Here is a 22,237-nt window from a genome sequence, read left to right as displayed (position 1 = left end):
GGCAGCCTGGCGAAAAAGAGGAGAGATCCGCCATGACGGACAAAATCACCGCGCTTGACCTGGCACCGGCGGAGCTGAGCGACGCGACCAAGGCCTATTTCACCAAGTGCCGGGAGAAGCTCGGCCTCGTTCCCAACGTGCTGCTCGCCTATGCCTTCGACGAGAAGAAGCTGCGCGCTTTCACCGACATGTACAATGATTTGATGCTGGGTGAATCCGGCCTGTCGAAACTCGAGCGCGAGATGATCGCGGTGGCCGTCTCATCGGTCAACCATTGCTACTATTGCCTGGCCGCGCATGGCGCGGCGGTGCGCCAGCTTTCCGGCGACCCAGCCTTCGGCGAGATGATGGTGATGAATTTTCGCGCCGCCAAGCTGTCGGACAGGCAACGCGCCATGCTCGAATTCGCGGTGAAGCTGACCGGGCAGCCGGCAAAGATCGTCGAAGCGGACCGGGCGGCGTTGCGGCAAGTCGGCTTTTCCGACCGCGACATCTGGGACATCGCCTCGACCGCGGCGTTCTTCAACATGTCGAACCGGCTGGCATCGGCAATCGATATGCGGCCGAACGATGAATACCATGCGATGGCGCGATAGGGCACCGGCGTTGCGAGTCAACGGCATATTATATTAGCTACTTCGCATTCTCGTTGCTTGTTTGCCGGTTTGGTCCGATGATCGGCATGCGGCATGACCGCATGCCGGTTCGATGCCGCCGATCAGAGGAGGAGAACATGGCGAAATTTCTCTACGTCTATCACGGCTCGGGCAAGATGCCGACCGAGGAGGCCGAACGGAAGGCAGCGATGGATGCCTGGAACGGCTGGTACGGCAAGCTTGGCTCAGCGGTGGTCGACGGCGGCAATCCAGTCGGCATGTCGAAGACCCTGCTGCCTGGCGGCAAGGTCGAGAACAATGGCGGCAGCAATCCGACCGCCGGTTACACCATCATCGAAGCGAAAGACATCGACGATGCCGTCGGCAAGGCCAAGGATTGTCCTATCCTGACGGACCCGGGTTTCAGCGTCGAGATTGCGCCGATAATCGAAATGGGTTGACGCGCCGGCTCAAGACCGCGCGGCGATCGCCGCCGCAGCGCCGGCCATGGTACCGGCGCTGATGCGGTTGGCGATTTTCATCGCCCGCTTGCTCCTCAAGAGCTTGCGCGCCTGCGATGCGGCGAGCACCCATGTCAAATCGATGGCGACCAGGACCACTGCCATGGTCGCCGTCAATTCGATCCAGCCGACCATGCTGACCGAACCGAGGTCGATGATGGTCGGCAGCAGCGCCAGATAGAACATCATGATCTTGGGGTTGCCGAGCGTCACGGCCATGCCGGCAAAGAACAGTCTGACGGGCGAATCTTCGCGCGGCAGCGCGCCTTCCTTGGCCTCGACCGGTGCCGTCCACATCTTCCAGGCAAGCCAGCCGAGATAGGCGACGCCGACCCACTTCACGACGACAAAGGCAAAGTGGAACGTCTGCGCCACCACGGCGAGGCCAAACACCGCCAGCGACAGCCAGATCGCTTCGCCGATCCACATCGCAAGCAGGAACGGGAACACGTCGCGAAACCCTTTTACGATGACCCGCGCCACAAGAGCGGCGATCGATGGGCCGGGCGAGCCGGCGGCAACAAGCAGGGCGCCGGCAAAAATCAGAAGCGATGTGAAATGCATGACGCGGATCCCGTTTGAAATGTTTGGGTCGTTCAAGATAACCCAACTGGTCCGACGACAGTAGCGTCCACCGAAAGAAGGCTTGTCGGCCAGGCACCTCGCGGTTAGAAATGTCGTCCCGACATCATTTCGAGCTTCACTTTGCCTTCGTAACCGCCGGTCTCGTCAACTCCCCCAACACAGAGCAGGGCGTCGCAGTCGCGATGCCTATTTTCACATCATGTGTTCCTCGGGTGGCGGTTCGAGACCGGTTTGGCACTGCTGAACCGCTGTCGCGCATAACCACCCGCGACACCTGATTTCCAACTGCCGCAGTCTCTCGCCACGCCGTCCCCGCATGGGTTCTCGATATCGCCGATCTGACGAACTTCCCGACGGGAAGGGCTTTTCGGCATGCCTTCGATACTGCGTATCCGCTGGACGATCACACCCAAGACCGCACCTCGACCTCACCTCAACTGCAATCGCTGCGGCGGCCTGAAAGCCTATCGCTGCAGCGGCAAATTCCGGGTCAATGCCAACGGCAAGCGCATTGACGCCTGGTTGATCTACCGCTGCATCGACTGCGACAATTCCTGGAATTTCGGCATTCTGGAGCGCTGCAGCCGCCGCGATATCGAACCGACAATATTGCAGGCGCTCGAAAGCAACGATCCGGTCCTGGCGCGGCGCCATGCCTTCGATGTTGCCGCATTGCGAAGCAGTATCGGGCGCGTCGAGGAGTTTCCCGAAGCCGTCGTTCATAAGCAGGCGCTCGGGGATAGACCGGAAAATACCAGCGCGCTCGAACTTCAGCTCTGGCTCGAAATGCCGACAGCGCTGCGGCTCGACCGGTTGCTCGCCAACGAACTCGGTGTCTCGCGATCGCGGCTTCAGGTTTGGGAAGAGAAACGATTGCTGGTGGTTGGTCCGGACGGAGCCAAAGCCTTGCGCAAGCCAGCGCGGGCGGGAACGGCGATCCAGATCCACCTGTCTGGCGAACCAGACCGGGACAAAATCATTTCGGCTGCAGGTGAATGAGGCAACGGCAGGGAATCCGTACGGCCAGGGGTCAGTCGCCCTCTTTGGAGGCCGAGCCAATCAAACCCTTGGCCGCATCGAGATCGCAGTCGGCGACTTGCACATGGATCAAGCCAAGCCTGCCCGTGTCGAGAAGATAATTCGCGAGAGCATAAATTCCATACGCGTCGAGCATCGACACGCAAACTTCGGCCTCGGGTCGATTGTCGTATATGACAGCCGTGACGAGTTTACCGCTCATTGCGCGGTATTGCCCTTTATGCCGCGCCGACCACTTTCGCCGACTTCTCAAAACGCTTGCGCTCATTCGGATCGAGATAGAGCTTGCGCAGGCGGATGGTCTTCGGCGTCACTTCGACCAGCTCGTCGTCCTGGATCCAGGCCAGCGCGCGTTCCAGCGTCATGCGGATCGGCGGTGTCAGCTTTACCGCCTCGTCCTTGCCGGCGGCGCGGATGTTGGTCAGCTTCTTGCCCTTGAGCACGTTGACTTCGAGGTCGTTGTCCCTGGAATGGATGCCGATGATCATGCCCTGATAGACCTTGACGCCCGGGTCGATGACCATCGGGCCACGGTCTTCCAGGTTCCACATGGCGTACGCCACCGATTCACCCTGTTCGTTGGAGATCAGCACGCCGTTGGTACGGCCCGGCAGCTCACCCTTGTAAGGTTCATAGGCATGGAACAGCCGGTTCATCACAGCGGTGCCGCGCGTGTCGGTCAACAGTTCCGACTGGTAGCCGATCAACCCGCGCGTCGGTGCGTGGAAGACGATGCGCTGGCGATTGCCGCCCGAAGGGCGAAGCTCGACCATCTCGGCCTTGCGCTCCGACATCTTCTGCACGACGACGCCGGCATGCTCCTCGTCGACGTCGATGACGACTTCCTCGACCGGCTCCAGCAATTCGCCGCTATCGCCCTTCTGCATGACGACGCGCGGCCGCGACACGGCGATCTCAAAACCTTCGCGGCGCATCGTCTCGATCAGCACGGCCAGCTGCAATTCGCCGCGGCCGGAAACGAAGAACGAATCCTTGTCAGGTGATTCCTCGATCTTCAGCGCGACATTGCCTTCGGCCTCGCGCAGCAGGCGGTCGCGGATGACGCGGCTGGTCACCTTGTCGCCTTCGGTACCGGCCAGCGGCGAATCGTTGACGAGGAAAGACATCGTCACAGTCGGCGGATCGATCGGCTGCGCGTGCAGCGGCTCGGTCACCGACAGGTCGCAGAAGGTGTCGGCGACAGTGCCTTTCGACAGGCCGGCGATGGCGACGATGTCGCCCGCCTGCGCCTCGTCAATGGGCTGGCGCTCGAGCCCGCGGAAAGCAAGGATTTTCGAGATTCGGCCGGTTTCGACCTGGGTGCCGTCATGGTGCAGCACCTTGACCGCCTGGTTGGATTTCAGCGTGCCGGATTCGATACGGCCGGTGATGATGCGGCCGAGGAAAGGATTGGCTTCCAGGATGGTGCCGATCATGCGGAATAGGCCGGGATGAACGGTCGGCGCCGGCACGTGCTTGATGACGAGGTCGAACAGCGGCGCCAGAGCCTGGTCCTTCGGACCTTCGGGGTTTTCCGAGACCCAGCCGTCGCGGCCTGAACCGTAAAGGATAGGGAAGTCGAGCTGCTCGTCGGTAGCGTCAAGTGCTGCAAAAAGATCGAACACCTCGTTCACCACTTCGACGTGGCGGGCATCTGGCCGGTCGATCTTGTTGATGACGACGATCGGCTTCAGTCCAACCTTGAGTGCCTTGCCGACCACGAATTTGGTCTGGGGCATCGGCCCCTCGGCGGCGTCGACCAGCACGATGGCCGAATCCACCATCGACAGAATGCGCTCGACCTCGCCGCCGAAGTCGGCGTGGCCGGGCGTGTCGACGATGTTGATGCGGGTGTCCTTCCAGTCGACCGAGGTCGCCTTGGCCAGGATGGTGATGCCGCGTTCCTTTTCGAGGTCGTTCGAATCCATGGCGCGCTCAGCGACGCGCTGGTTGTCGCGGAACGAGCCGGACTGTTTCAGAAGCTGGTCGACGAGGGTGGTTTTTCCATGGTCGACGTGCGCGATGATCGCGATATTGCGGATTTTCATGTTTCGGTCTCGGGAGCGTTGCAGGCAGCAGGCCAAAAGGCGCTGCCTCTTTCGGTTGGGCGGCTCATACAGGGTTTTTCGCAATTGCGAAAGAGGAGGCGAGCCACCAAATAAAGTCACCAAATCTTAAATGTCTTGGTGTGAAGTGGAATTATTAACCAAGGCGGAACCTTTCATGGTCCGGACAGTTCGAATTTCATGATCGAGATAGGCATCAAACTCCGGCCGATTTTGGCATGTACCGCGCTCGCCGTCCTCCTCGCGGCCGGCGCGGCGCAATCGGCGGCGTCGTTCAAGGAGACGCGGTCTGCTTTGCCGTCCGACAAGCCGTCGGCGGAGCAGCTTTTTGCCGATGCTCCCGATGGCGTCGATCCGGTGGTGACCGGGCCGGTCAGCGCCGCCTTCAAGCAGCGGCAGCAAAATGCCGGATGCGACAGCGCCGTCTGGCCCAACATTCCCGTCGTCTGCTATCCCGATTGATATACGTTCCTACCCTCGGGCTGGCCCGAGGGTAGTGGCGCCGTCGCTCACGCCGACCGCACCGGATCAAGCGTGACCTTGTAGAGTTCGCTGTCGTCGCGATCCATCAGCCGCACCGTCAACTGTTCGGTGGCGCCATCGATCTCGACGAGCCCGAAGAACTGCAGGCCGGCCGAAGGCGCCAGGTTTTGACCCTGTTCGGCAGTTGGTGCCTTTATGAACTTCAGCTCCGGGCCGAATGTCATATCGAAACCATTAGGCCCGAACGTCCCGGAATGGATCGGACCCGAAACGAATTCCCAAAACGGATCGAAGTCCTGGAACTGCGCCTTGTCCGGATTGTAGTAATGCGCGGCTGTATAATGCACGTCTGCGGTGAGCCAGACAGTGTTGCTGATACCCGCATTCTTTATATAGCGAAGAAGGTCGGCAATTTCCAGCTCACGCCCTTTGGCCGGGCCATTGTCGCCATTGCTGACCGCCTCGGCCCCTACCTTCTTGGTGCCGTCGTTCCAGACGACGAGGCCGAGCGGCATGTCGGCGGCGATGATTTTCCAGGTTGCGTTGGAATTCGCCAGTTCACGCTTCAGCCACTTGATCTGCTGTTCACCGAGGATGCGCGATTGCGGCGTCATCGTCTCCTGCATATCCGGACCGTTGGGGCCGCGGTAGGAACGCATGTCGAGGAAGAACACGTCGAGCAGCGGACCATAGGCGATCTTGCGGTAGACGCGGCCGGGCTCCGACGGCTCGTAACGGATCGTCGTCATTTCGTGGAAGGCGCGCGCCGCACGTGCCGCCAGCACATGGATGGATTTTTCAGTGTAGCGATCGTCGGCGCTCAGGTCCTTCGAGTCCGACCAGTTGTTCAGCACCTCGTGGTCATCCCACTGATAGAAGGTCGGACAGATGGCGCTGAGCGCCAGCACATGCCTGTCCATCATGTTGTATTTCCACTGCGCCCGGTATTCGTCCAGCGTCTCGGCAACCTTGCGCTTCTCGTCGATCAGCACTTTGTTTTTCCACTTGCCGCCGTTGGGCAGGTCGACCTCGTCCTTCATCGCACCATCGGCATAGATCGTATCGCCCGAATGCAGGAAGAAGTCGGGCGTGTGCTTGGCAATGGTGGCGTAGGTCTTCATGCCGGTCTCGTCGATGCCCCAACCTTGGCCGGCGGTGTCGCCCGACCAGGCAAAGCGAATGTCGCGCTTCGAGGCAGGTGCCGTGCGGAAGCGGCCGACGACCGGCTCGGAAACGGCGTTGATGTCGGCAAGATCGGCCGCGACCATGCGGTAGAAGATGTCCTGGTCGGAGGCGAGATCGGTAAGCAGCCGCTTCACCGTATAATCGCTGGCCGGCGAGGTATCGAGCGGCGCGAGGCGGACGGCATTGGTGAAGCTTTCGGTCGGCGACACCTCGAACATGACGCGCGACGGCCGGTCGGTGCGTGTCCAGACCATGCCGCTGGTGGCGTCGACGTCGCCGGACTGGATGCCATGGGTGAAAGCCGGGCGCTGATTGGCGCGCGAGTAATAGGGGAGGGCGAGGCCCGAGGCGCCGACCAGGCCAACGGCGCTGGCCGACGTGACGAAAGCGCGCCGCGTCATCGAAATCTTGTTCATGGCTGTCTCCTGGATGGCGTTGAACGTCGCCGCCAAGCTCCAGCTTCAATGTTTCAGGCACATTTCGAAACGATGAAGGTTTGATAACAGTGAACAGGCTGGCGAATCTCCCCCTCGAGGGGGAGATGTCGCCGAAGGCGACAGAGAGGGTCGTCTCGGATGGAGCACCGACCTCTTGCGCCTGCGATAAGGGGCCGAGCCCCGTTGGACCGACCCCCTCTGTCCGCTTCGCGGCCATCTCCCCCTCAAGGGGGGAGATTAGCACGGCCGATTGCGCCCTACGCCGCCTGCGGTTCCGGATCAAACGCCGGGCGGCTGGTGTTGATCAGCAGCGAGATGCAGGCGGCGGCTATTGCCGTCATACCGGCGATCAGGAAGGCAAGCTCGTAATTGCCTTGCAGCTCGCGCATGGTGCCGCCGAAGAAGGCCGCTGTCGCGGCGCCAACCTGATGGCCGGCGACGATCCAGCCGAAGACGATCGGCCCGCTGCGGTCGCCGAACGCCTCGTTGGAAAGCCTGAGCGTCGGCGGCACCGTGGCGATCCAGTCCAGTCCGTAAAACACCGCGAAGATGATCAGGCTGGTCGCCGAGAAGCCGGAATAGGGCAGATAGATCAGCGACAGGCCGCGAATGCCGTAATAGACGCCGAGCAGCTTGCGCGGGTCGAAACGGTCGGTGAGCCAGCCCGACAGCGTCGTGCCGATCAGGTCGAAGATGCCCATCATCGACAGCAGGCCTGCGGCCTGCACTTCGCCGATGCCCATATCGCCGCAAAAGGCGATCAGATGCGTGCCGACCAACCCGTTGGTGGTGAAGCCGCAAACGAAGAAGGTGGCGAACAGATACCAGAAGACGCGCGTGCCGGCGGCGCGGCGCAGCGTGCTCAATGTATGCGAAAGGAAATTGCCTTGCGAGGCTGGCGGCACCGGCGGCACGTCGTCGGCATCGGCGCCATAGCGGACCATGCCGATCGACGCCGGGCGCTCCGGCACCAGCATATAGACCAGCGGCACCAGGCAGGCGGTGGCCACGGCAATGGCGATGGCGACCGGCTTCCAGCCGCCCGACTGGGCGAGCGAGGCGAGCAGCGGCAGGAAGACCAGCAGCCCGGTGGCACTGGACGCCGACATCAGCCCCATCACCAAGCCGCGATTGGTCTTGAACCAGCGGTTGACGATGGTCGCGCCGAGCACGGTGGCGACGGCGCCCGAGCTGACGCCGGAAAACACGCCCCAGGTGAGGAGCAGATGCCACGGTTTGGTCATCAACAGGCTGAGCGCGGTCGATCCCGACATCAAGAGCAGCGCGGCAAGCAAGGTGCGGCGCAGCCCGATCCGCTCCATCAGCGCCGCGGCAAACGGCCCGGTCAGGCCATAGAGGAAGATGCCGGTGGCCGCCGCCAGCGACACCACGTCGCGCCGCCAGCCGAAACTGTTCTCCAGCGGCAGCATCATGACTGCCGGCGCCGAACGCAGGCCCGCTGCGATCAGCAGGCAAAGGAAGATGACGGCGACCACGACGAAAGCGTAGCGCTGGCCAAACGGGCGGGATTGAGCTATCATGTTACTGACCGGTACGTTGCAGGAGCGCGAAACATACGTACCGACCGGTAACATTGTCAACCAGCTAATCGGCAGACCAGGCATGAAAAGCATTGAACCAACGATCAAGGCCAATGACGCACCGCCGCCTCGCGCCGCCGAACGGATTCTCCAGGTGGCGCGCGATCTGTTCTACCGGCAAGGCATCAGGGCGATCGGCGTCGACGAGATCGTGCGGCGTGCCGGCGTCACCAAACCCAGCCTCTACCGCAGCTTTCCGTCCAAGGACGAGCTGGCCGCATCCTACCTCCGGCACTATGACCTCGAATTCTGGGAGCGTTTCGACGAGGCGGTGGATGCCCATCCCGGCGATCCGCGCGCGCAGATCGTCGCCTTCCTGACGCGTGTCGGCAAGCGTACGCAAAGGCCCGACTATCGCGGCTGCGGCATGACCAATGCCGCGGTCGAATATCCCGAACATGGCCATCCGGCCCGCGTCGTGAGTGAGGCCAACAAGCAGGAACTGCGCCGCCGCCTGCGCGCCATGGCGGCGGCGATGGGCGCCGGCGACGCCGAGACGCTGGGCGACGGGCTGCTGCTGCTGATCGAGGGCGCCTATATTAGCGGCCAGCTGTTCGGTGCCGGCGGACCGGCGCAGTCGGTGGCCCGCAACGCCGATCTTCTGATAGAGGCAAGTTTGAAGAAATAGTGTTCCGTTTTGCCAGACCACTGTGCGCAGCCTGACTTCCTCTAGGCTGCTGCTAAATTTGACGGTACGCTGCGCCCCCCGAACTGAGTTGTTCCGCCATGCGCGCTCTCTTGATCCCGCTTGCCCTCGCCGGTTTCTGCCAGGCGGCCCGGGCCGGCGACATATCCAGCGTCTATACCGATCTCGATTGGGAGAAGGACTGCGTCACCTATGCCCAAGCGGAAGAAGGCGACGGCGACTGGGCCGATCTCGCCTGTTCGGGCTACCGCGGCTACCCGGTGCTGGTTTCCTACGACGACGCGCGGGAATCGCTGTTCTACGGCTTTCCACCTGGCGACATGACCACGGTCTGGGAAAGCTTTTCCGGTCTCAATTCGGCTGGACCCAAGGTCGAGTGGCGTATCGAAACCAACGGCAAAACTGCCATTCCGTTCGCCGTCATCCATCGTCGCTCGATCAGCGATAGCGAGGGCGAGAACAAGTCGACGGAAGTGCTGATTGTGGCCAAGGTTGCCCAGCCTGACGCCCACGAAGGCTGCACGATCGGCCTTGTGCTCGCCACCGGCAATCCCGCCGCCAACGATCAGGCGCGCAAGCTTGCCGACGAGAAGGCACGCACCTTCGCCTGCGGCAAGGACAAGCGTGAGGTGCTTGGCGACGCGCCCGCTTTCGGCCGCGTCGACAACTGATTATTTGCCCGACAATTACTTGCGCCTGGCCCGCTCGATTGCCTCGACGATCATCTTCTTGGCATAGGCCGCATCGTACCAGCCTTCGATCTTGACCCATTTGCCGGGTTCGAGATCCTTGTAGTGCTCGAAAAAGTGCTGCACTTGCTGGCGGGTAATGTCGGGCAATTGCGTGTATTCGTGGACGTCCTCGTAGCGCAAGGTCAGCTTGGGCGAAGGCACCGCGATCACCTTCTCGTCCTGGCCGGCATTGTCCTCCATCACCAGCACGCCGATCGGCCGCACATTGATGACGCAGCCTGGCACCAGCGCGCGCGTGTTGCAGACCAATACGTCGATCGGGTCACCGTCGCCCGACAGCGTGTGTGGTACGAAACCGTAATTGCCGGGATAGCGCATCGAAGTGTGCAGGAAGCGGTCGACGAACAGCGTGCCGGCCTCCTTGTCCATCTCGTACTTGATCGGCTCGCCGCCGATCGGCACCTCGATTATGACGTTGACGTCCTCGGGCGGGTTCTTTCCGCTGGCAATCGCTTCGATACGCATCGCTTTATCCCTCTCTCGATTGCAGATCGATAGCGGGCGACGGCGAATGGTGCAATGCGGCGAATGGTACGGGGAGATCGTCCTAACCGAAAACCGGCCGGATCATGCGCTGGCCGTCATTCCCAGACGAAAGCGACCTTCTTCAGCGCCTTCTGCTCGAAGATCTCGACGCCTTCGGCAACATCGCGGCCACCGGCGCCGGCATAGAAGGCAAGTGCGTTCTGATTGTCTTCCAGCGCCCAGACCACCATGCCTTTCAGGCCATGGTCGGCCAGCCGTGCCCGCGCGGCCGAGAACAGCCGGCTGCCGAGCCCGATGCCTTGATATTCCGGCCGCAGGTAAAGTTCGTAGATCTCGCCCTGCTGCCTGAGTTCGCGGGCGCGGTTCTTGCCGATCGTCGCATAGCCGGCAATTTTGCCGCCGATTTCGACGACCAGGACGGTGGCAGCGCGGCGAATGGCATTCGCCCACCAGTCGGCGCCGCGGCGGTTGATCATCGATGTCAGCGTGCGGTGCGGGATGATGCCCGAATAGGCGCCGCGCCAAGCCTCGAGATGCACGTCGGCGATGGCGGCTGCATCGCGCGGTTCGGCTTTCCTGATGTCGATGCTCAGCGTATTCATGATTGGTTAACCATAAACCCGCCGCGCCCGATTGCAAGAGTCCGGTCAACCGCCGCGATGCTTTCACACAGCCGGACGGTGCGTCCTTGAGACGCTGCGAAACCGCTTTTGGCGAGATCAAATCTCGACCAGATGGTCGTCCAGTTCGTTGCTGTCGCCGGTCGAGACCGGAAAATGCTCGGCCAGTACCCCACCGACTGCTTGGATCGCCTTGACGAACCCCTCGGCAAGCCGATCGTCGCCGGCATGCGCCGTAAGGTCGCGGACGACACCGTCCCAGACATGCTGGCCGACACGAGAATCGATGCCGCTGTCGGCGACCACCTCGGCGTAGCGCTCGGCAATCGAGACGAACACCAGCACGCCAGTGCGCGCCGTGGTGCGGTGGACGTTGCGGGCGAGGAACTGCTTCATCGCATTGGCGTGGGCGGCCTGGTAGCGCAGCCGCCTCGGCACCAAATGGATGCGCAATGCCGGCAATGCCCACAACAGGATGAGCACACTGGCAAGCGCCAGAAGCTCGGCGATGACGAAATGCGGCAAGCGGATCGACAGCCACCAGGCTTCCAGCCCGTAACCGACGGCGAGGCTGACGACGAGCATGCTGAGCATCGCCATGAAAGCGGCCGGGAAGAAATAGCTGTCGCTGGCATGCGCCACGACGCAGTAGATCTCGCCGTCGGTCTTTGATTCGGCAGCGCGGATCGCATCGGCGATGCGCTCATGATCCTCGGGGCTGATCGGTCGTGTTGCCATGATTGATGTCTCACCAGCTTCCTGAAGAACCGCCGCCGCCGGACGAGCCGCCGCCGCCTGAAATCCCGCCGCCCGAACTTCCGGACGACCAACCGCTGCCGGAACTTCCAGACGACCAGCCACTGCCTGACGAGGTCCCGGACGTCCAGCTACCGCCGCCGGAAGATGACGAAGCTGGCCCACGGCCGTAGCGGAACGTCATGCCCAGCCACTTGTACACGCCCGGCGACAGCTTCGTGCCGAAGATCGGCGGCAGGAACGCCATTGCCAAGCCGCCGAAGAACATCGTCGCCCACAGGACGATGAACAGCATGAAGATGGGATCGACAGGATTGTCATTCGCCGGATTGCGCTTGCCGCGCGCCTCCAGTTCTTCGGGATTGCCTTCCAGCACCATGATCATGTCGTCGACGGCCTTGCTGATGCCGCCTGAGAAATCGCCGGCACGGAAGGCCGGCACCATGTCGTTTTCGATGATCAGCTTGGTGTGCAGGTCGGTCAGCGTGCCTTCAAGCCCATAGCCGACTTCGATGCGCATCTTGCGGTCGTTCGGCGCCACCAGAAGCAGGACGCCGTTGTTCTCCTTCGCCTGGCCGAGTCTCCAGGCGCGGAACAGCCGGTTGGCGTAAGGCTCGATCTCCTCGCCGTCGAGGCTGGGGATGGTCGCGACGACGATCTGGTCGGACCCTTTGGTCTCGAACTCGGCAAGCTTCTGCGTCAGCGCCGCCTCGGTCGCGGCATCGATGATGCCGGCATTGTCGACGACCCGTCCGGTCAGCGCCGGCAGTGCGGCGGCGAGCGCCGCGAAGCCGACCAGCAGCACCGCCATGGCCAACAGCGCGGTGCCGATCATTTTGATGAAACGGCCGGATTCCACCGGGCTGATGGCGTGTCTTGTCATCTCGTCACCAACTTCCCGAGGAGCCGCCGCCGCCGGACGAACCGCCGCCGCCGGAAAACCCGCCACCGCTTGAACCCGACGACCATCCCCCGCCGGAACCTCCCGACCAGCCGCCGGACGACCGCCGGTTTGGCTCGAAGGTCATGCCCAGCCAGCGATAGCGGCCGGGACCGATCTTCTGGCCGAAGATCGGCGGCAGGATGGAGGCTGCGAGGCCGCCGAAAAAGATGATTGCCCAGATGGCTATGAAGATCGTGAAGAACAGATCGTCGCTGTTGAACGGCGGCTGCTGGTTGCGTTCGCCGCGCGCCTCCAGTTCTTCGGGATTGCCTTCCAGCACCATGATCATGTCGTCGACGGCCTTGCTGATGCCGCCCGAGAAATCGCCGGCACGGAAGGCCGGCACCATGTCGTTTTCGATGATCAGCTTGGTGTGCAGGTCGGTCAGCGTGCCTTCCAGCCCATAGCCGACCTCGATGCGCATCTTGCGGTCGTTCGGCGCCACCAGAAGCAGGACGCCGTTGTTCTCCTTCGCCTGGCCCAGTTTCCAGGCGCGGAACAGCCGGTTGGCGTAAGGCTCGATCTCCTCGCCGTCGAGGCTGGGGATGGTCGCGACGACGATCTGGTCGGACCCTTTGGTCTCGAACTCGGCAAGCTTCTGCGTCAGCGCCGTCTCGGTCGCGGCATCGATGATGCCGGCGTTGTCGACGACCCGTCCGGTCAGCGCCGGCAGTGCGGCGGCAAGGGCGGTGAGCGGGAGGAGGAGAAGGCTTTGGAAGACGAGCAGGAAGGCCAGGCTGGCGTTCTGTCGCGCCCCCCTCTGTCCTGCCGGACATCTCCCCCTCAAGGGGGGAGATCGGCTGTCAGGGCTGTTTTCGCCAATCTCCAACGATGCAGGATGGGCGGTGAAGCCAAAGCTGCCAATCTCCCCCCTGGAGGGGGAGATGCCCGGTAGGGCAGAGGGGGGCGCTACGGAGTGCAAGGCCAATAGGGACCACGCTCACCGGCTGTTCTTCACCCGCCTTGCGTGGTGTTGGTGCCGAAATCGACCTTCGGCGGCTGCATCTTATCCTCCTCGATGGTGAAATTCGCAAACGGCTGGTTGCCGCGGAACCACAAGGTCGCCCAGATCACCGACGGGAAGGTCCTCAGCGTCAGATTGTACTCTCTCACTGCCTGGATATAGTCGCGGCGGGCGACCGTGATCCGGTTCTCGGTGCCTTCGAGTTGTGCTTGCAGCGCCAGAAAGTTCTGGTTGGCCTTGAGATCGGGATAGTTCTCCACCACCGCCAGCAGGCGCGACAGCGCGCTGGTCAGGCCGGCCTGGCTGTCCTGGAATTTCTTGAAGGCTTCCGGATTGTTCAGCGTTTCCGGCGTCACGGTCACCTGCGTCGCCTTGGCGCGCGCTTCGACCACGGCATCGAGCGTGTCCTTCTCGTGCGCCGCGTAGCCCTTGACCGTGTTGACCAGATTGGGGATGAGATCGGCGCGGCGCTGGTATTGATTCAACACCTCGCTCCATGCGGCCTTGGCGTTTTCCTCAGCTGTTGGAATGGTGTTGTAGCCGCAGCCGGCAAGCAGCGGCAGCATGACGGCCATGACCAGGAACGCAGCTAAATTACGGAAGGTTGGCGGCGAAGAAAGGCGCTGGGCAAGCATGATAAGTCCCCTCGATAGCATTGGCAGGCGAAGCATTAGCACAATCCTTGCGTAAGAAAATGACTTCGGCCGAGAAGTGTTACTGGTTTCTGCCATTCGCCGTCGGGCCCTGTGACAGACGAGGCGAACGGGTTAAGCTCGGCATAAAACGGGACATCACCATGGCGAAACGCCACGACAGCGACGCGGAATCGCGCCGCATCATCGAACGGGTGGCGCGCGAGACCGACCCGGGGAGCACCTCGTTCCTTGCACGAACGACTAAAGGCGCGCGCGACCACGTCACTGCGGCCGATGCCGACCGGCCGGACCCGATCGAATATTGGGGCACCCGCATCGGTCGGGCAGCGGGCTTGCTTATTGCCATTGGCCTGTTGATCTGGCTCGTGCTTTTCGTCACCAGGGGCAGTTAGGAAAAATCAATGAGTGCCGAAAAAACCGACGCGCCGCGCGCGGTCATCGTCGTCTCCAGTCATGTCGCCCGTGGCTCGGTCGGCAACCGTGCCGCTGTCTTTGCGCTGGAGACGCTCGGCTTTCCGGTTTGGGCGGTACCGACCGTCATCCTGCCCTGGCATCCGGGCCATGGCCGGGCCACCCGCATTGTGCCGCCGCTGGACCAGTTCAAGGCGCTGATGGCCGACCTCGAGCGCGCGCCGTGGCTGGGCGAGGTCGGCGCCGTGCTGTCCGGCTATCTCGGCGAGGCTGGCCAGGCCGAAGCCGTCGCTTCGCTGGTCGGCGCGGTCAAGGCGAAGACGCCGGACGCTCTCTATATCTGCGATCCGGTGATGGGCGATTCGGGCGGGCTCTACGTACCTGAGCCGACCGCAATCGCCATGCGCGACCGGCTGATGCCGATCGCCGATATCGCCACGCCCAACCGCTACGAGCTGGAATGGATGGCCGGAGCGCCGCTGCCCGACTTGAAATCGGCAATGGCTGCAGCCCTGCAGGCCGGCCCACCGGCCATGCTGGTCACATCGGCGCCGGCGATGATGGCCGGCGGCACCGGCAATTTGCTGCTCGCCGGCAGAGAGGCACTGCTTGCCGAACACCGGCTCATCGACAAGCCGCCGAATGGGCTCGGCGACCTGACGGCTGCCGTCTACCTGGCGCGGATCCTGTCCGGCCAGCCGGCCGCCAAGGCGCTGCAATCGACCACGGCGGCGGTCTACGAGATCCTGGCGCGGACCGCCAAGCGCGGCGGCGACGAGTTGCAGCTCGAGACCGATGCCCAGAGCCTGTCGCACCCGATGGCGATGGTGCAGCTTCGCCATCTGCTGCATCCGGAACGGGACCGCCGGGCGTGACGCAGGCCGAAGACGCCGTGCCCCAGGATGATGCGCCCGAGGATGTTGCGCCCGACGATGTTATGCCCTGGGGTGTTGTGCTTGTCGGCGTCGACGGTTGCAAGGCCGGCTGGATAGCCGTCCGCCGCGATCCCGGTGCGGCACCGTCGACAGCCGTTTTCCCGAGCTTCGCGGCGTTGCTCGACCGACTGCCCGCCGACTCGTTGGTAGCGGTCGATATGCCAATCGGCCTGCCCGATTTCTCGCAACGAGGCGGTCGCGGCCCGGAGGCGCTGGTGCGGCCGCTGCTCGGGGCCCGGCAGTCCAGTGTCTTTGCCATCCCCTCCCGCGCCGCGCTTTACGCCGAGGTCGAAGCCTTCACCACGGTCGATGCCTGGTACGCCGCACATCGCAAGGCAAGCGAGGTGGCCAGGACGACATCAGATCCGCCGCGCGGCGTCTCGATCCAGGCCTTCGGCATCTTCGCCAAGGTCCGCGAGATCGATTCGCTGCTGATCGCGCGGCCCGAACTGCGCAGCCGCGTCTTCGAATCGCATCCGGAAGTTGCCTTCTGCAAACTGAACGGCGACCGCGCTATGCGCCTGCCGAAGAAGATCAGGGGCAACATCAATCCGGCCGGCATGGCCGAACGCAAGGCGCTGCTTGCCCAGCATGGTTATAGCCAGGATTTTCTCGACCAGACGCCGCCGCGCGGCGCGGCCGCCGACGATTTCCTCGACGCCGCGGCGATGATGGTGGTTGCCGGACGCATCGTCAGAGGCGAGGCAATGCCGTTTCCGGATCCGCCGCTCGCCGATCGTTTCGGCATTCCGGTCGCCATTTGGGCCTGAGGACCGGGGCGTCAGGAGCGTGATCTGAGCGCCTCGTTGAGTGCCCACATATCCTTCTCCTCGGGCGCGGTCTCCAATCCGAGCACGGGAACTTGCTTACGCAAATGGTCGTGGTGGGTGCGCACGCCATATTCGAGATCGGAGAGGTAAAAACCTCCGAAGGCTTCGGACAGCATGGATTCGTTGGACCATATCGAAAGCTGTACATCCTCGGCCAGCGTGTCGCGGTCGATGCGGTAGGATAGGTAGCGGGCTGCCGCCTGTTCCCTGGTCTCGTCGCGATAGCGGTAGATGGCGCCGCGCAGCAGCGTCTCACCCGTCGACAGCGGAAATTCCTGATAGAACTGCACCGATTCCGGCATGAGCGACAGCACGTTGTTCGGGAAGATGCCGTAGTAGATCCAGGCCTTGCGCAGGTGTTCCGGCAGGTGCTTCGCCTCGGGTGCGAGCTTGATGTACTGCGCGACGCTCCAGCGCCGTCCGGCATGCGGATTGTAGGTGGCGAACGAGCGCGACACGCCGTTGACGAACGGCTCGTCGAAATAGGTCGCACCGTAAAGGTCCTGCAGCGCCGGATGCGCCATGGCGACGTGGTAGCCTTCATTGTCGACATCGCGCACCGACTTCCAGTTGACCGGCGTCTTTTGGGTCCAGATGCCCCAGGACGGCACCATCTCGGCGACGCCGTAATGGGCAATCTCGGCTTCGATCGGCTTCAACAGCTCGGCCACCGATGGCTGCGGCCCACCCTTGCGGAAACGGATGAAGATGAAGCCCATCCAGATTTCGAGCTCGAGCGGCATCAGGCCGAAATCGGTCTTGTCGAGGTCGGGGAATGAACGGGGGCGGGCAGCACCGCGCAGCGTGCCGTCGAGATTGTAGACCCAGCCATGAAAGGGGCAGACCAGCGCATTCTTGCAAGTGCCCTGGCTGTCGGCAACGACGCGACTGCCGCGGTGGCGGCACATATTGTTGAAGGCGCGCACAACGCCATCCTTGCCGCGCACGATCAGCGCCCGCTCGCCGACCACATCCATCGTCAGATAGTCGCCGGCGTTCGGCACGTCGCAGACATGGCCGGCGATCTGCCAATGGTTGCGGAAGACGTGCTCTTTCTCGAGTTCGAGCAAGGCGTCGGAATGATAGCTCCAGCCCGGCAGCCCCCGCCGATCCCAATCGTTGGGGATTGCCACGTCACGCAGGTGCGGGTTCATAAAGGCTCTTATTTATTGAATGGTCGTTCAATAAAAGCATATTTTCCATTGAAATGCAATGGCTTGGAAAAATGGGGCTAAGTCTTGACGGGAAATCGAACGGGATTCGAGAGCCCAGTCCGAACGATCGAAGCCGGGAAAATCCCGGGAATTCCAGACGTTAATCCCCTTACACTTGTTGAGCGCCCGACGCTCCGTGGGCCTGGAAAGGCGACGCGGATCTGGTGCCGTGGGTAGCGGAAAACGAGCAGAGAATGCCACCGGTGCTGCCAGCTACGCCGGATCGGTTTGCCCAGAAATGGCCGCCGGCTTGGTTTCATGCCGGTTACACAATCGTTAATTCATCATCGTTGGCCGGTTACAAGGTGCGATTAGGTTCGTTTCAACAGAGAAAAGAAGAAGACCGAAGGAAACGACGATGCGTACGAAAATCCAGATCACCGATACCGACCTTCGCCAGCAGGGTCCCCAGCGTAACGACCGGCGCCCGAAGCTGGCGCTGCGCCAGCGCGCCAGTGATCATCCAATGGCGATGTTCATGCTGCTGGCGGCTGCCGCATTTGCCGGCATGGCGTTGACACCGACCGTCGGTCCGGCCTTCGCCTCACTGAACCCGCCGGCCAACCTCATCGATGGCGCGACGACCACCACCAAGACGGCGCGCCTGCCGGCGCCGGAGATCGATTTTGCCTGCAAGGGGCAGGCCTGGGGCGCCGAGAGCCTGGACTGCCTGCGCGTCATCGCCGCCCAGTCGGGCAAGGCACGGCCGGTCCGCATGATCGCCAACGCCGCCCCGCTGGCCGATACGCCGAACGTTTTTTGATTTTTTGCGAGCGCCCTCCAGCACTCCAGTCAGGCTCCCGCCGCAATGTCGGCCGGGAGCCTTTTTCTTCCGGGAGAGATCTCGGAGTCTAGCCGCCCAGAGCCGCCTGCTCGGCAATGGCCGAGAGCACGCCGCGCACATCCAGCGTGCTGAACGGCTTTTCGAGGATTGGCGGCCGCTGCGGCGCCGGCAGCGCCTCGATCTCGCCTTTCGCGCCGATCAGATCGCCGGTGACAAGCACGAAGCGCTGCGCCAGACCCGGCAATTCGGCGAGTAGCTCGCGATAGGCGGCTATGCCGCTGGTGCCGGGCATGCGCAAATCGGAAAACACGATGTCCGGCGGGGCATGGCCGCTCAGCGTCGCGGCGGCCGAGACCCAGGCCGGCACGATCCGCGACTTGATGCCCATCAACTCCAGAATGTCGGACAGCGACGCCGCGACATCCGGCTCATCGTCTATGATCAGCGCGTGACGCAAGCCGCTCGACCGCGACGGACTGTCGCTAGCGGCGGCCGCGCCAGCAGCGATCGCCGGCAGCTGCACGACAAAACGCACACCTCTCGGCGAAACCTCCTCGAACCAGATATTGCCATTGTGCCGCTCGATGATCGATTTCGAGATCGACAGGCCGATGCCGGTACCGACACCGACCGGCTTGGTGGTGAAATAGGATTCGAATATGCGTGAACGTATCGCTTCCGGCACGCCTGGTCCGTTGTCCTCGACCGAGAACCCGGGATTGCCGCGGTCGCTGCGAAACGTCCGGACCTTGATCCGGCGGTCGCCGGCAACGCCGGCCAAGGCGTGCTGGCTGTTGATGAGGAAGTTGGCGGCCACCTGCGTCACGTGGTCGGCATCTGCCATGGCCAGCAGCGGGCCGCTGGCGAAATCGGTGTCGATGATGATGCCGCTCGACCGTGCGCCATAGGCGGTCACTTCGAGTGCGGCGCGGATCACCTGGTTGAGGTCGGTTTCGGCCTGTGCGGCCGGGTGCAGGCGGACCATCGACAGGAAGCTCTTGACGATACGGCCGCAGCGCTCGGCAGCGGCGCGCACCTTTTCGGCGCGCACCTTGGTCTGCGGATCGGCGGCGAATTCATGCAGCAGCGTCGACTGGGCGACGACCACGGCCAGCGGGTTGTTGAGCTCGTGCGAAACGCCGGCAAGCAGCGAGCCCATCGCCGCCATCTTCTCGTTCTGGTGCAGTTTTTCGCGCTGGCGGTTGATTTCCTCCTCGGCGCGCAATCTGTCGCGCAGGTCGCGGATAGAGCCGAAGATCAGCTGGCGATCGGCGACCCGCATCTCGGTTGCCGTCAGCTCGATCGGAAAAACCTCGCCGGCGGCGTTCTGGGTGACCGTTTCGAGCCGCTGGCCGACCATCGGCGCGCCGCGGCCCGACATATATTCGGCGCCGGACGCATAGCCCTTGCGGTAATATTCCGGCACGACCGTGTCGAGCAGGTCCTTGCCGAGGATATCGCTGCGCCGATAGCCGAACATCTTCTCGGCGGCCGGATTGAATTCGATGATCGAGCCGGTCTCGTCGATGACGATGATGGCGTCGAGCGAGGCCTGCAGCATGGTGCGGCGAATGACGTCGCTGGCATGCGCGTCGGAGGGCGATCGTTCGATGGCATCGCCGATGGCGAGTGCCACCATGTGCAGCGCCGCCTCTTCCTGGTCGGTCCATTCGCGTTCGTTGACGCAGTCGTTGACCGCCAGCGTGCCCCACAAATTGCCGTGCGAAAAGACCGACACCGACAGGAACGACTTGATGTTCTGCTTTTCGAAATCGGTCCGCAGAAAGCCTTCGAGATCGCGTGTGTGCCCGGCGAAGATCTTGCCTTGGCGCTCGTCCTCCGCCAGCCGTTCCAGCAATGGGTCCGAATCGACGACCGACTGCACGATGACGGTAGGCGACGCCAGCTCACCGCCAAACCGGGGGGCGATCCAATAAGCGGCGACCGACTGGGCGAAACCCTGGCCGGGCAGTTCGCGCAGGCGAAACAGGATGCCGCGGTGACAATCCATGGCTTCGCAAAGCGTCTGGAGGATACCTTCCATCTCGCGCTGCCAATCGCCGGCTTCGCGCAGCCGGCGAACCACATGCACGGCCACCATCGCCGCGCCCTGCCTGGCGCCCTGCGTGTCCGCGCGTGCTGTTTCAGCCGTCATGGTCATTTCCTGGCCTTGGCTTGCTCAAGCCGCCAGGCCTCAGTTATTTTCACCGGCCGGCAGCGAGAAGATATAGCCTTCGCCGCGCACCGTGCGCAGGAATTTCGGGTTGGCCGGGTCCGCTTCGATCTTCTTTCTCAGCCGCATGATGCGGATGTCGACCGCGCGGGACGATTCCGGGTCCTCGACGAAACCGATCGCCTCGGAGATCGCTGCCCGCGTCAACAGCCGGTTGGCGCGCGTCAGGAACACCTCCAGGACGTCGAACTCGCTCTTGGCCATGTCGATGACCGCACCGTTGGCGCCGGTGACGAGCCTGCCGTCGAGATCGGCGTGAAAGGGTCCGAAGCTCACGGACCGGCGGCCGCCGGATGTCTCAGCCTTGGCCTTTTGTGGCTCGGTCGGCTCAGGAACGCGACGCAGCACGCTGCGCACCCTGGCCAGCACTTCGCGCAATTCGTAAGGCTTGACGATGTAATCGTCAGCGCCGAGCTCCAGTCCGACGATGCGGTCGAGCGCGGTACCGGCGGCCGTCGCATAGATGATGCCGATCGGCATTTTCGACCGCATCCAGCGGCCGAGCGACAGGCCGTCCTCGCCCGGCATGGCGATGTCGAGAATGGCCAGATGGAAGGACTGGGTTTCCAAAAGGTCGCGCGCCGCCGCCGCACTTTCGGCCGTGGCCACATCATAGCCGCTGGCGCCGAGATACTCGGCGACCGCATCCCTCAGATCGGGCTCGTCCTCGACGATGACAATTCGTGCCCGCACGATGCTTTCGCTCCCGCTTTCAGTGGAAAGTAGATTGGGTATAAACATGATGTCCAGCACTCTTCTTGGGTTGCCGTATGCGGGGTAGAAAAACATGGCTGCACGATCCGTTATCGCGCTTGTTTCCGTCGCTGAAGTAATTGCGACCGATCTCGCCGATCATCTCGAGCGGCGCGGTCATGACGTCCGCGCGGCGCGACAGCCGTGGGAGGCCGAATCGCTGCTTTCGGAAAAGGGTATCGATGTCGTGGTTGTCGGCGACAGCGTCAGCCAGGCGGAGGGGCGCGACCTGCTCAGGCGACATGGCGGCGAAGGTGGACCGGATTTCATCCTGATCTGCCGCCCGGCCGATCTGGTCGACAAGGTTCTGGCGCTCGAACTCGGCGCCGCCGACGTCGTCGAAAGCCCGCTCAATGTCAGGGAGCTTGCCGCTCGCGTCGGCGGCCTTCTGGCTCGGCGCGGCAGGAGCGCCGGGGAACTGATCGTGCTGGAGAACGCGACCGTCGATCTCCGATCGGCCATCGTCATGCACCGCTCGGGCACGGAAGAACAGCTGTCCCCCGGGCAGGTGGCACTGCTCAGGCTGTTCCTGGCCAGCCCGCGCAAGGTGCTGACGCGGGACGACATCATCGCCGCCGCGCCCGCCGAAAATGCCGAAGCCTTCGACCGGTCGATCGATTCGCGCATCGTGCGGCTGCGCCGCAAGCTCGATACCGAAACCATCACCACCATACGGGGTGCGGGCTACCGGTTCGATCCGCCGACGCAATTCGCCGATTGAAGGCAGGACGGCCACCCTTTT

The 22,237-nt window shown here is 63.0% G+C and carries 25 protein-coding genes; 11 read left to right on the top strand and 14 right to left on the bottom strand.

What is annotated here, in order from left to right:
* The first annotated feature begins 32 nt into the window (after positions 1 to 32).
* Together NKJ81_RS15320 and NKJ81_RS15315 are read left to right on the top strand one after the other, a co-directional pair.
* Positions 33 to 596: a peroxidase-related enzyme gene (locus NKJ81_RS15320; RefSeq protein ID WP_352540904.1), complete on the top strand. Its 564-nt coding sequence runs from the start codon at positions 33 to 35 to the stop codon at positions 594 to 596.
* A 137-nt stretch (positions 597 to 733) separates the two neighbouring features.
* Positions 734 to 1,057 carry a YciI family protein gene (locus NKJ81_RS15315; protein WP_023678126.1) on the top strand — a complete coding sequence of 108 codons (324 nt, stop codon included), beginning with the start codon at positions 734 to 736 and terminating at the stop codon, positions 1,055 to 1,057.
* Positions 1,058 to 1,066: 9 nt separating this feature from the next.
* Here NKJ81_RS15315 and NKJ81_RS15310 read toward each other — a convergent pair whose 3' ends face one another.
* A complete protein-coding gene (locus NKJ81_RS15310; RefSeq protein WP_352540903.1) occupies positions 1,067 to 1,681 on the bottom strand; it encodes a LysE family translocator in 615 nt (204 codons plus the stop codon).
* A gap of 393 nt (positions 1,682 to 2,074) precedes the next feature.
* Here NKJ81_RS15310 and NKJ81_RS15305 point away from each other — a divergent pair, with 393 nt between their 5' ends.
* Positions 2,075 to 2,701 carry a DUF1062 domain-containing protein gene (locus NKJ81_RS15305; protein ID WP_352540902.1) on the top strand — a complete coding sequence of 209 codons (627 nt, stop codon included), beginning with the start codon at positions 2,075 to 2,077 and terminating at the stop codon, positions 2,699 to 2,701.
* Between the two features lie 31 nt (positions 2,702 to 2,732).
* Here NKJ81_RS15305 and NKJ81_RS15300 read toward each other — a convergent pair whose 3' ends face one another.
* Both NKJ81_RS15300 and typA read right to left on the bottom strand, forming a co-directional pair.
* Positions 2,733 to 2,942, bottom strand: coding sequence for a hypothetical protein (locus NKJ81_RS15300; protein WP_352540901.1), 210 nt, complete (start codon positions 2,940 to 2,942; stop codon positions 2,733 to 2,735).
* 16 nt (positions 2,943 to 2,958) lie between these two features.
* Positions 2,959 to 4,788 carry a translational GTPase TypA gene (gene typA, locus NKJ81_RS15295; protein WP_352540900.1) on the bottom strand — a complete coding sequence of 610 codons (1,830 nt, stop codon included), beginning with the start codon at positions 4,786 to 4,788 and terminating at the stop codon, positions 2,959 to 2,961.
* A 198-nt stretch (positions 4,789 to 4,986) separates the two neighbouring features.
* Here typA and NKJ81_RS15290 point away from each other — a divergent pair, with 198 nt between their 5' ends.
* Entirely contained in the window at positions 4,987 to 5,268 is a 282-nt protein-coding gene (locus tag NKJ81_RS15290) for a hypothetical protein (protein WP_352451242.1), read from the top strand.
* A gap of 47 nt (positions 5,269 to 5,315) precedes the next feature.
* Here NKJ81_RS15290 and NKJ81_RS15285 read toward each other — a convergent pair whose 3' ends face one another.
* Both NKJ81_RS15285 and NKJ81_RS15280 read right to left on the bottom strand, forming a co-directional pair.
* Positions 5,316 to 6,890 (bottom strand): alkaline phosphatase D family protein, encoded by a 1,575-nt coding sequence (locus NKJ81_RS15285; RefSeq protein ID WP_352540899.1) that lies wholly within the window; start codon positions 6,888 to 6,890, stop codon positions 5,316 to 5,318.
* 278 nt (positions 6,891 to 7,168) lie between these two features.
* The gene (locus tag NKJ81_RS15280) at positions 7,169 to 8,452 is read right to left on the bottom strand and encodes an MFS transporter (RefSeq protein WP_352474677.1); all 1,284 of its coding nucleotides are present in this window, start codon (positions 8,450 to 8,452) and stop codon (positions 7,169 to 7,171) included.
* An 82-nt stretch (positions 8,453 to 8,534) separates the two neighbouring features.
* On the opposite strand from NKJ81_RS15280, the gene NKJ81_RS15275 reads away from it, so the two are divergent.
* Complete coding sequence (locus NKJ81_RS15275; protein ID WP_352540898.1) at positions 8,535 to 9,140, top strand: TetR/AcrR family transcriptional regulator; 606 nt, start codon at positions 8,535 to 8,537, stop codon at positions 9,138 to 9,140.
* 98 nt (positions 9,141 to 9,238) lie between these two features.
* Positions 9,239 to 9,829 carry a hypothetical protein gene (locus tag NKJ81_RS15270; protein WP_352540897.1) on the top strand — a complete coding sequence of 197 codons (591 nt, stop codon included), beginning with the start codon at positions 9,239 to 9,241 and terminating at the stop codon, positions 9,827 to 9,829.
* A 15-nt stretch (positions 9,830 to 9,844) separates the two neighbouring features.
* Here the strand turns inward: NKJ81_RS15270 and ppa are convergent, their stop codons facing one another.
* From ppa to NKJ81_RS15240, 6 genes are all read right to left on the bottom strand, one after another.
* On the bottom strand, positions 9,845 to 10,375 hold the full coding sequence (gene ppa, locus NKJ81_RS15265; protein WP_352451245.1) for an inorganic diphosphatase: 531 nt from the start codon (positions 10,373 to 10,375) through the stop codon (positions 9,845 to 9,847).
* A gap of 116 nt (positions 10,376 to 10,491) precedes the next feature.
* Positions 10,492 to 10,998 carry a GNAT family N-acetyltransferase gene (locus NKJ81_RS15260; protein ID WP_023678138.1) on the bottom strand — a complete coding sequence of 169 codons (507 nt, stop codon included), beginning with the start codon at positions 10,996 to 10,998 and terminating at the stop codon, positions 10,492 to 10,494.
* Between the two features lie 117 nt (positions 10,999 to 11,115).
* Complete coding sequence (locus tag NKJ81_RS15255; protein ID WP_352540896.1) at positions 11,116 to 11,754, bottom strand: TPM domain-containing protein; 639 nt, start codon at positions 11,752 to 11,754, stop codon at positions 11,116 to 11,118.
* Positions 11,755 to 11,764: 10 nt separating this feature from the next.
* The gene (locus NKJ81_RS15250) at positions 11,765 to 12,607 is read right to left on the bottom strand and encodes a TPM domain-containing protein (protein WP_352540956.1); all 843 of its coding nucleotides are present in this window, start codon (positions 12,605 to 12,607) and stop codon (positions 11,765 to 11,767) included.
* 52 nt (positions 12,608 to 12,659) lie between these two features.
* Positions 12,660 to 13,502: a TPM domain-containing protein gene (locus NKJ81_RS15245; RefSeq protein WP_352500800.1), complete on the bottom strand. Its 843-nt coding sequence runs from the start codon at positions 13,500 to 13,502 to the stop codon at positions 12,660 to 12,662.
* A 167-nt stretch (positions 13,503 to 13,669) separates the two neighbouring features.
* Positions 13,670 to 14,314 (bottom strand): LemA family protein, encoded by a 645-nt coding sequence (locus NKJ81_RS15240; protein ID WP_352540895.1) that lies wholly within the window; start codon positions 14,312 to 14,314, stop codon positions 13,670 to 13,672.
* A gap of 161 nt (positions 14,315 to 14,475) precedes the next feature.
* Between NKJ81_RS15240 and NKJ81_RS15235 the strand changes: the two genes are divergently transcribed.
* From NKJ81_RS15235 to NKJ81_RS15225, 3 genes are all read left to right on the top strand, one after another.
* Positions 14,476 to 14,727 carry a hypothetical protein gene (locus tag NKJ81_RS15235; protein WP_352540894.1) on the top strand — a complete coding sequence of 84 codons (252 nt, stop codon included), beginning with the start codon at positions 14,476 to 14,478 and terminating at the stop codon, positions 14,725 to 14,727.
* A gap of 9 nt (positions 14,728 to 14,736) precedes the next feature.
* On the top strand, positions 14,737 to 15,621 hold the full coding sequence (pdxY, locus tag NKJ81_RS15230; protein WP_352470715.1) for a pyridoxal kinase PdxY: 885 nt from the start codon (positions 14,737 to 14,739) through the stop codon (positions 15,619 to 15,621).
* A 62-nt stretch (positions 15,622 to 15,683) separates the two neighbouring features.
* The gene (locus tag NKJ81_RS15225; RefSeq protein ID WP_352540955.1) at positions 15,684 to 16,451 is read left to right on the top strand and encodes a DUF429 domain-containing protein; all 768 of its coding nucleotides are present in this window, start codon (positions 15,684 to 15,686) and stop codon (positions 16,449 to 16,451) included.
* 11 nt (positions 16,452 to 16,462) lie between these two features.
* On the opposite strand, the gene NKJ81_RS15220 is transcribed toward NKJ81_RS15225, so the two are convergent.
* Positions 16,463 to 17,665 (bottom strand): aromatic ring-hydroxylating oxygenase subunit alpha, encoded by a 1,203-nt coding sequence (locus NKJ81_RS15220; protein ID WP_352540893.1) that lies wholly within the window; start codon positions 17,663 to 17,665, stop codon positions 16,463 to 16,465.
* A gap of 418 nt (positions 17,666 to 18,083) precedes the next feature.
* Here NKJ81_RS15220 and NKJ81_RS15215 point away from each other — a divergent pair, with 418 nt between their 5' ends.
* A complete protein-coding gene (locus NKJ81_RS15215) occupies positions 18,084 to 18,488 on the top strand; it encodes a hypothetical protein (RefSeq protein ID WP_352540892.1) in 405 nt (134 codons plus the stop codon).
* A gap of 88 nt (positions 18,489 to 18,576) precedes the next feature.
* Here NKJ81_RS15215 and NKJ81_RS15210 read toward each other — a convergent pair whose 3' ends face one another.
* Both NKJ81_RS15210 and NKJ81_RS15205 read right to left on the bottom strand, forming a co-directional pair.
* Complete coding sequence (locus NKJ81_RS15210) at positions 18,577 to 20,664, bottom strand: PAS domain S-box protein (protein WP_352540891.1); 2,088 nt, start codon at positions 20,662 to 20,664, stop codon at positions 18,577 to 18,579.
* A gap of 39 nt (positions 20,665 to 20,703) precedes the next feature.
* The gene (locus NKJ81_RS15205; protein ID WP_352470719.1) at positions 20,704 to 21,483 is read right to left on the bottom strand and encodes a response regulator; all 780 of its coding nucleotides are present in this window, start codon (positions 21,481 to 21,483) and stop codon (positions 20,704 to 20,706) included.
* 46 nt (positions 21,484 to 21,529) lie between these two features.
* Between NKJ81_RS15205 and NKJ81_RS15200 the strand changes: the two genes are divergently transcribed.
* On the top strand, positions 21,530 to 22,216 hold the full coding sequence (locus NKJ81_RS15200) for a response regulator transcription factor (RefSeq protein WP_292663715.1): 687 nt from the start codon (positions 21,530 to 21,532) through the stop codon (positions 22,214 to 22,216).
* Positions 22,217 to 22,237 lie beyond the last annotated feature (21 nt).

It is taken from the genome of Mesorhizobium sp. M0018 (assembly GCF_040323955.1).
Lineage (GTDB): Bacteria > Pseudomonadota > Alphaproteobacteria > Rhizobiales > Rhizobiaceae > Mesorhizobium.
This window is presented reverse-complemented; position numbering and strand designations above follow the sequence as displayed.

Bases quoted from the DNA above. Each gene is read 5' to 3' on its own strand.
- NKJ81_RS15320 (WP_352540904.1), top strand. From the start codon at position 33: ATGACGGACAAAATCACCGCGCTTGACCTGGCACCGGCGGAGCTGAGC.
- NKJ81_RS15315 (WP_023678126.1), top strand. From the start codon at position 734: ATGGCGAAATTTCTCTACGTCTATCACGGCTCGGGCAAGATGCCGACC.
- NKJ81_RS15310 (WP_352540903.1), bottom strand. From the start codon at position 1,681: ATGCATTTCACATCGCTTCTGATTTTTGCCGGCGCCCTGCTTGTTGCC.
- NKJ81_RS15305 (WP_352540902.1), top strand. From the start codon at position 2,075: ATGCCTTCGATACTGCGTATCCGCTGGACGATCACACCCAAGACCGCA.
- NKJ81_RS15300 (WP_352540901.1), bottom strand. From the start codon at position 2,942: ATGAGCGGTAAACTCGTCACGGCTGTCATATACGACAATCGACCCGAG.
- typA (WP_352540900.1), bottom strand. From the start codon at position 4,788: ATGAAAATCCGCAATATCGCGATCATCGCGCACGTCGACCATGGAAAA.
- NKJ81_RS15290 (WP_352451242.1), top strand. From the start codon at position 4,987: ATGATCGAGATAGGCATCAAACTCCGGCCGATTTTGGCATGTACCGCG.
- NKJ81_RS15285 (WP_352540899.1), bottom strand. From the start codon at position 6,890: ATGAACAAGATTTCGATGACGCGGCGCGCTTTCGTCACGTCGGCCAGC.
- NKJ81_RS15280 (WP_352474677.1), bottom strand. From the start codon at position 8,452: ATGATAGCTCAATCCCGCCCGTTTGGCCAGCGCTACGCTTTCGTCGTG.
- NKJ81_RS15275 (WP_352540898.1), top strand. From the start codon at position 8,535: ATGAAAAGCATTGAACCAACGATCAAGGCCAATGACGCACCGCCGCCT.
- NKJ81_RS15270 (WP_352540897.1), top strand. From the start codon at position 9,239: ATGCGCGCTCTCTTGATCCCGCTTGCCCTCGCCGGTTTCTGCCAGGCG.
- ppa (WP_352451245.1), bottom strand. From the start codon at position 10,375: ATGCGTATCGAAGCGATTGCCAGCGGAAAGAACCCGCCCGAGGACGTC.
- NKJ81_RS15260 (WP_023678138.1), bottom strand. From the start codon at position 10,998: ATGAATACGCTGAGCATCGACATCAGGAAAGCCGAACCGCGCGATGCA.
- NKJ81_RS15255 (WP_352540896.1), bottom strand. From the start codon at position 11,754: ATGGCAACACGACCGATCAGCCCCGAGGATCATGAGCGCATCGCCGAT.
- NKJ81_RS15250 (WP_352540956.1), bottom strand. From the start codon at position 12,607: ATGATCGGCACCGCGCTGTTGGCCATGGCGGTGCTGCTGGTCGGCTTC.
- NKJ81_RS15240 (WP_352540895.1), bottom strand. From the start codon at position 14,314: ATGCTTGCCCAGCGCCTTTCTTCGCCGCCAACCTTCCGTAATTTAGCT.
- NKJ81_RS15235 (WP_352540894.1), top strand. From the start codon at position 14,476: ATGGCGAAACGCCACGACAGCGACGCGGAATCGCGCCGCATCATCGAA.
- pdxY (WP_352470715.1), top strand. From the start codon at position 14,737: ATGAGTGCCGAAAAAACCGACGCGCCGCGCGCGGTCATCGTCGTCTCC.
- NKJ81_RS15225 (WP_352540955.1), top strand. From the start codon at position 15,684: ATGCCCTGGGGTGTTGTGCTTGTCGGCGTCGACGGTTGCAAGGCCGGC.
- NKJ81_RS15220 (WP_352540893.1), bottom strand. From the start codon at position 17,665: ATGAACCCGCACCTGCGTGACGTGGCAATCCCCAACGATTGGGATCGG.
- NKJ81_RS15215 (WP_352540892.1), top strand. From the start codon at position 18,084: ATGCGTACGAAAATCCAGATCACCGATACCGACCTTCGCCAGCAGGGT.
- NKJ81_RS15210 (WP_352540891.1), bottom strand. From the start codon at position 20,664: ATGACGGCTGAAACAGCACGCGCGGACACGCAGGGCGCCAGGCAGGGC.
- NKJ81_RS15205 (WP_352470719.1), bottom strand. From the start codon at position 21,483: ATGTTTATACCCAATCTACTTTCCACTGAAAGCGGGAGCGAAAGCATC.
- NKJ81_RS15200 (WP_292663715.1), top strand. From the start codon at position 21,530: ATGGCTGCACGATCCGTTATCGCGCTTGTTTCCGTCGCTGAAGTAATT.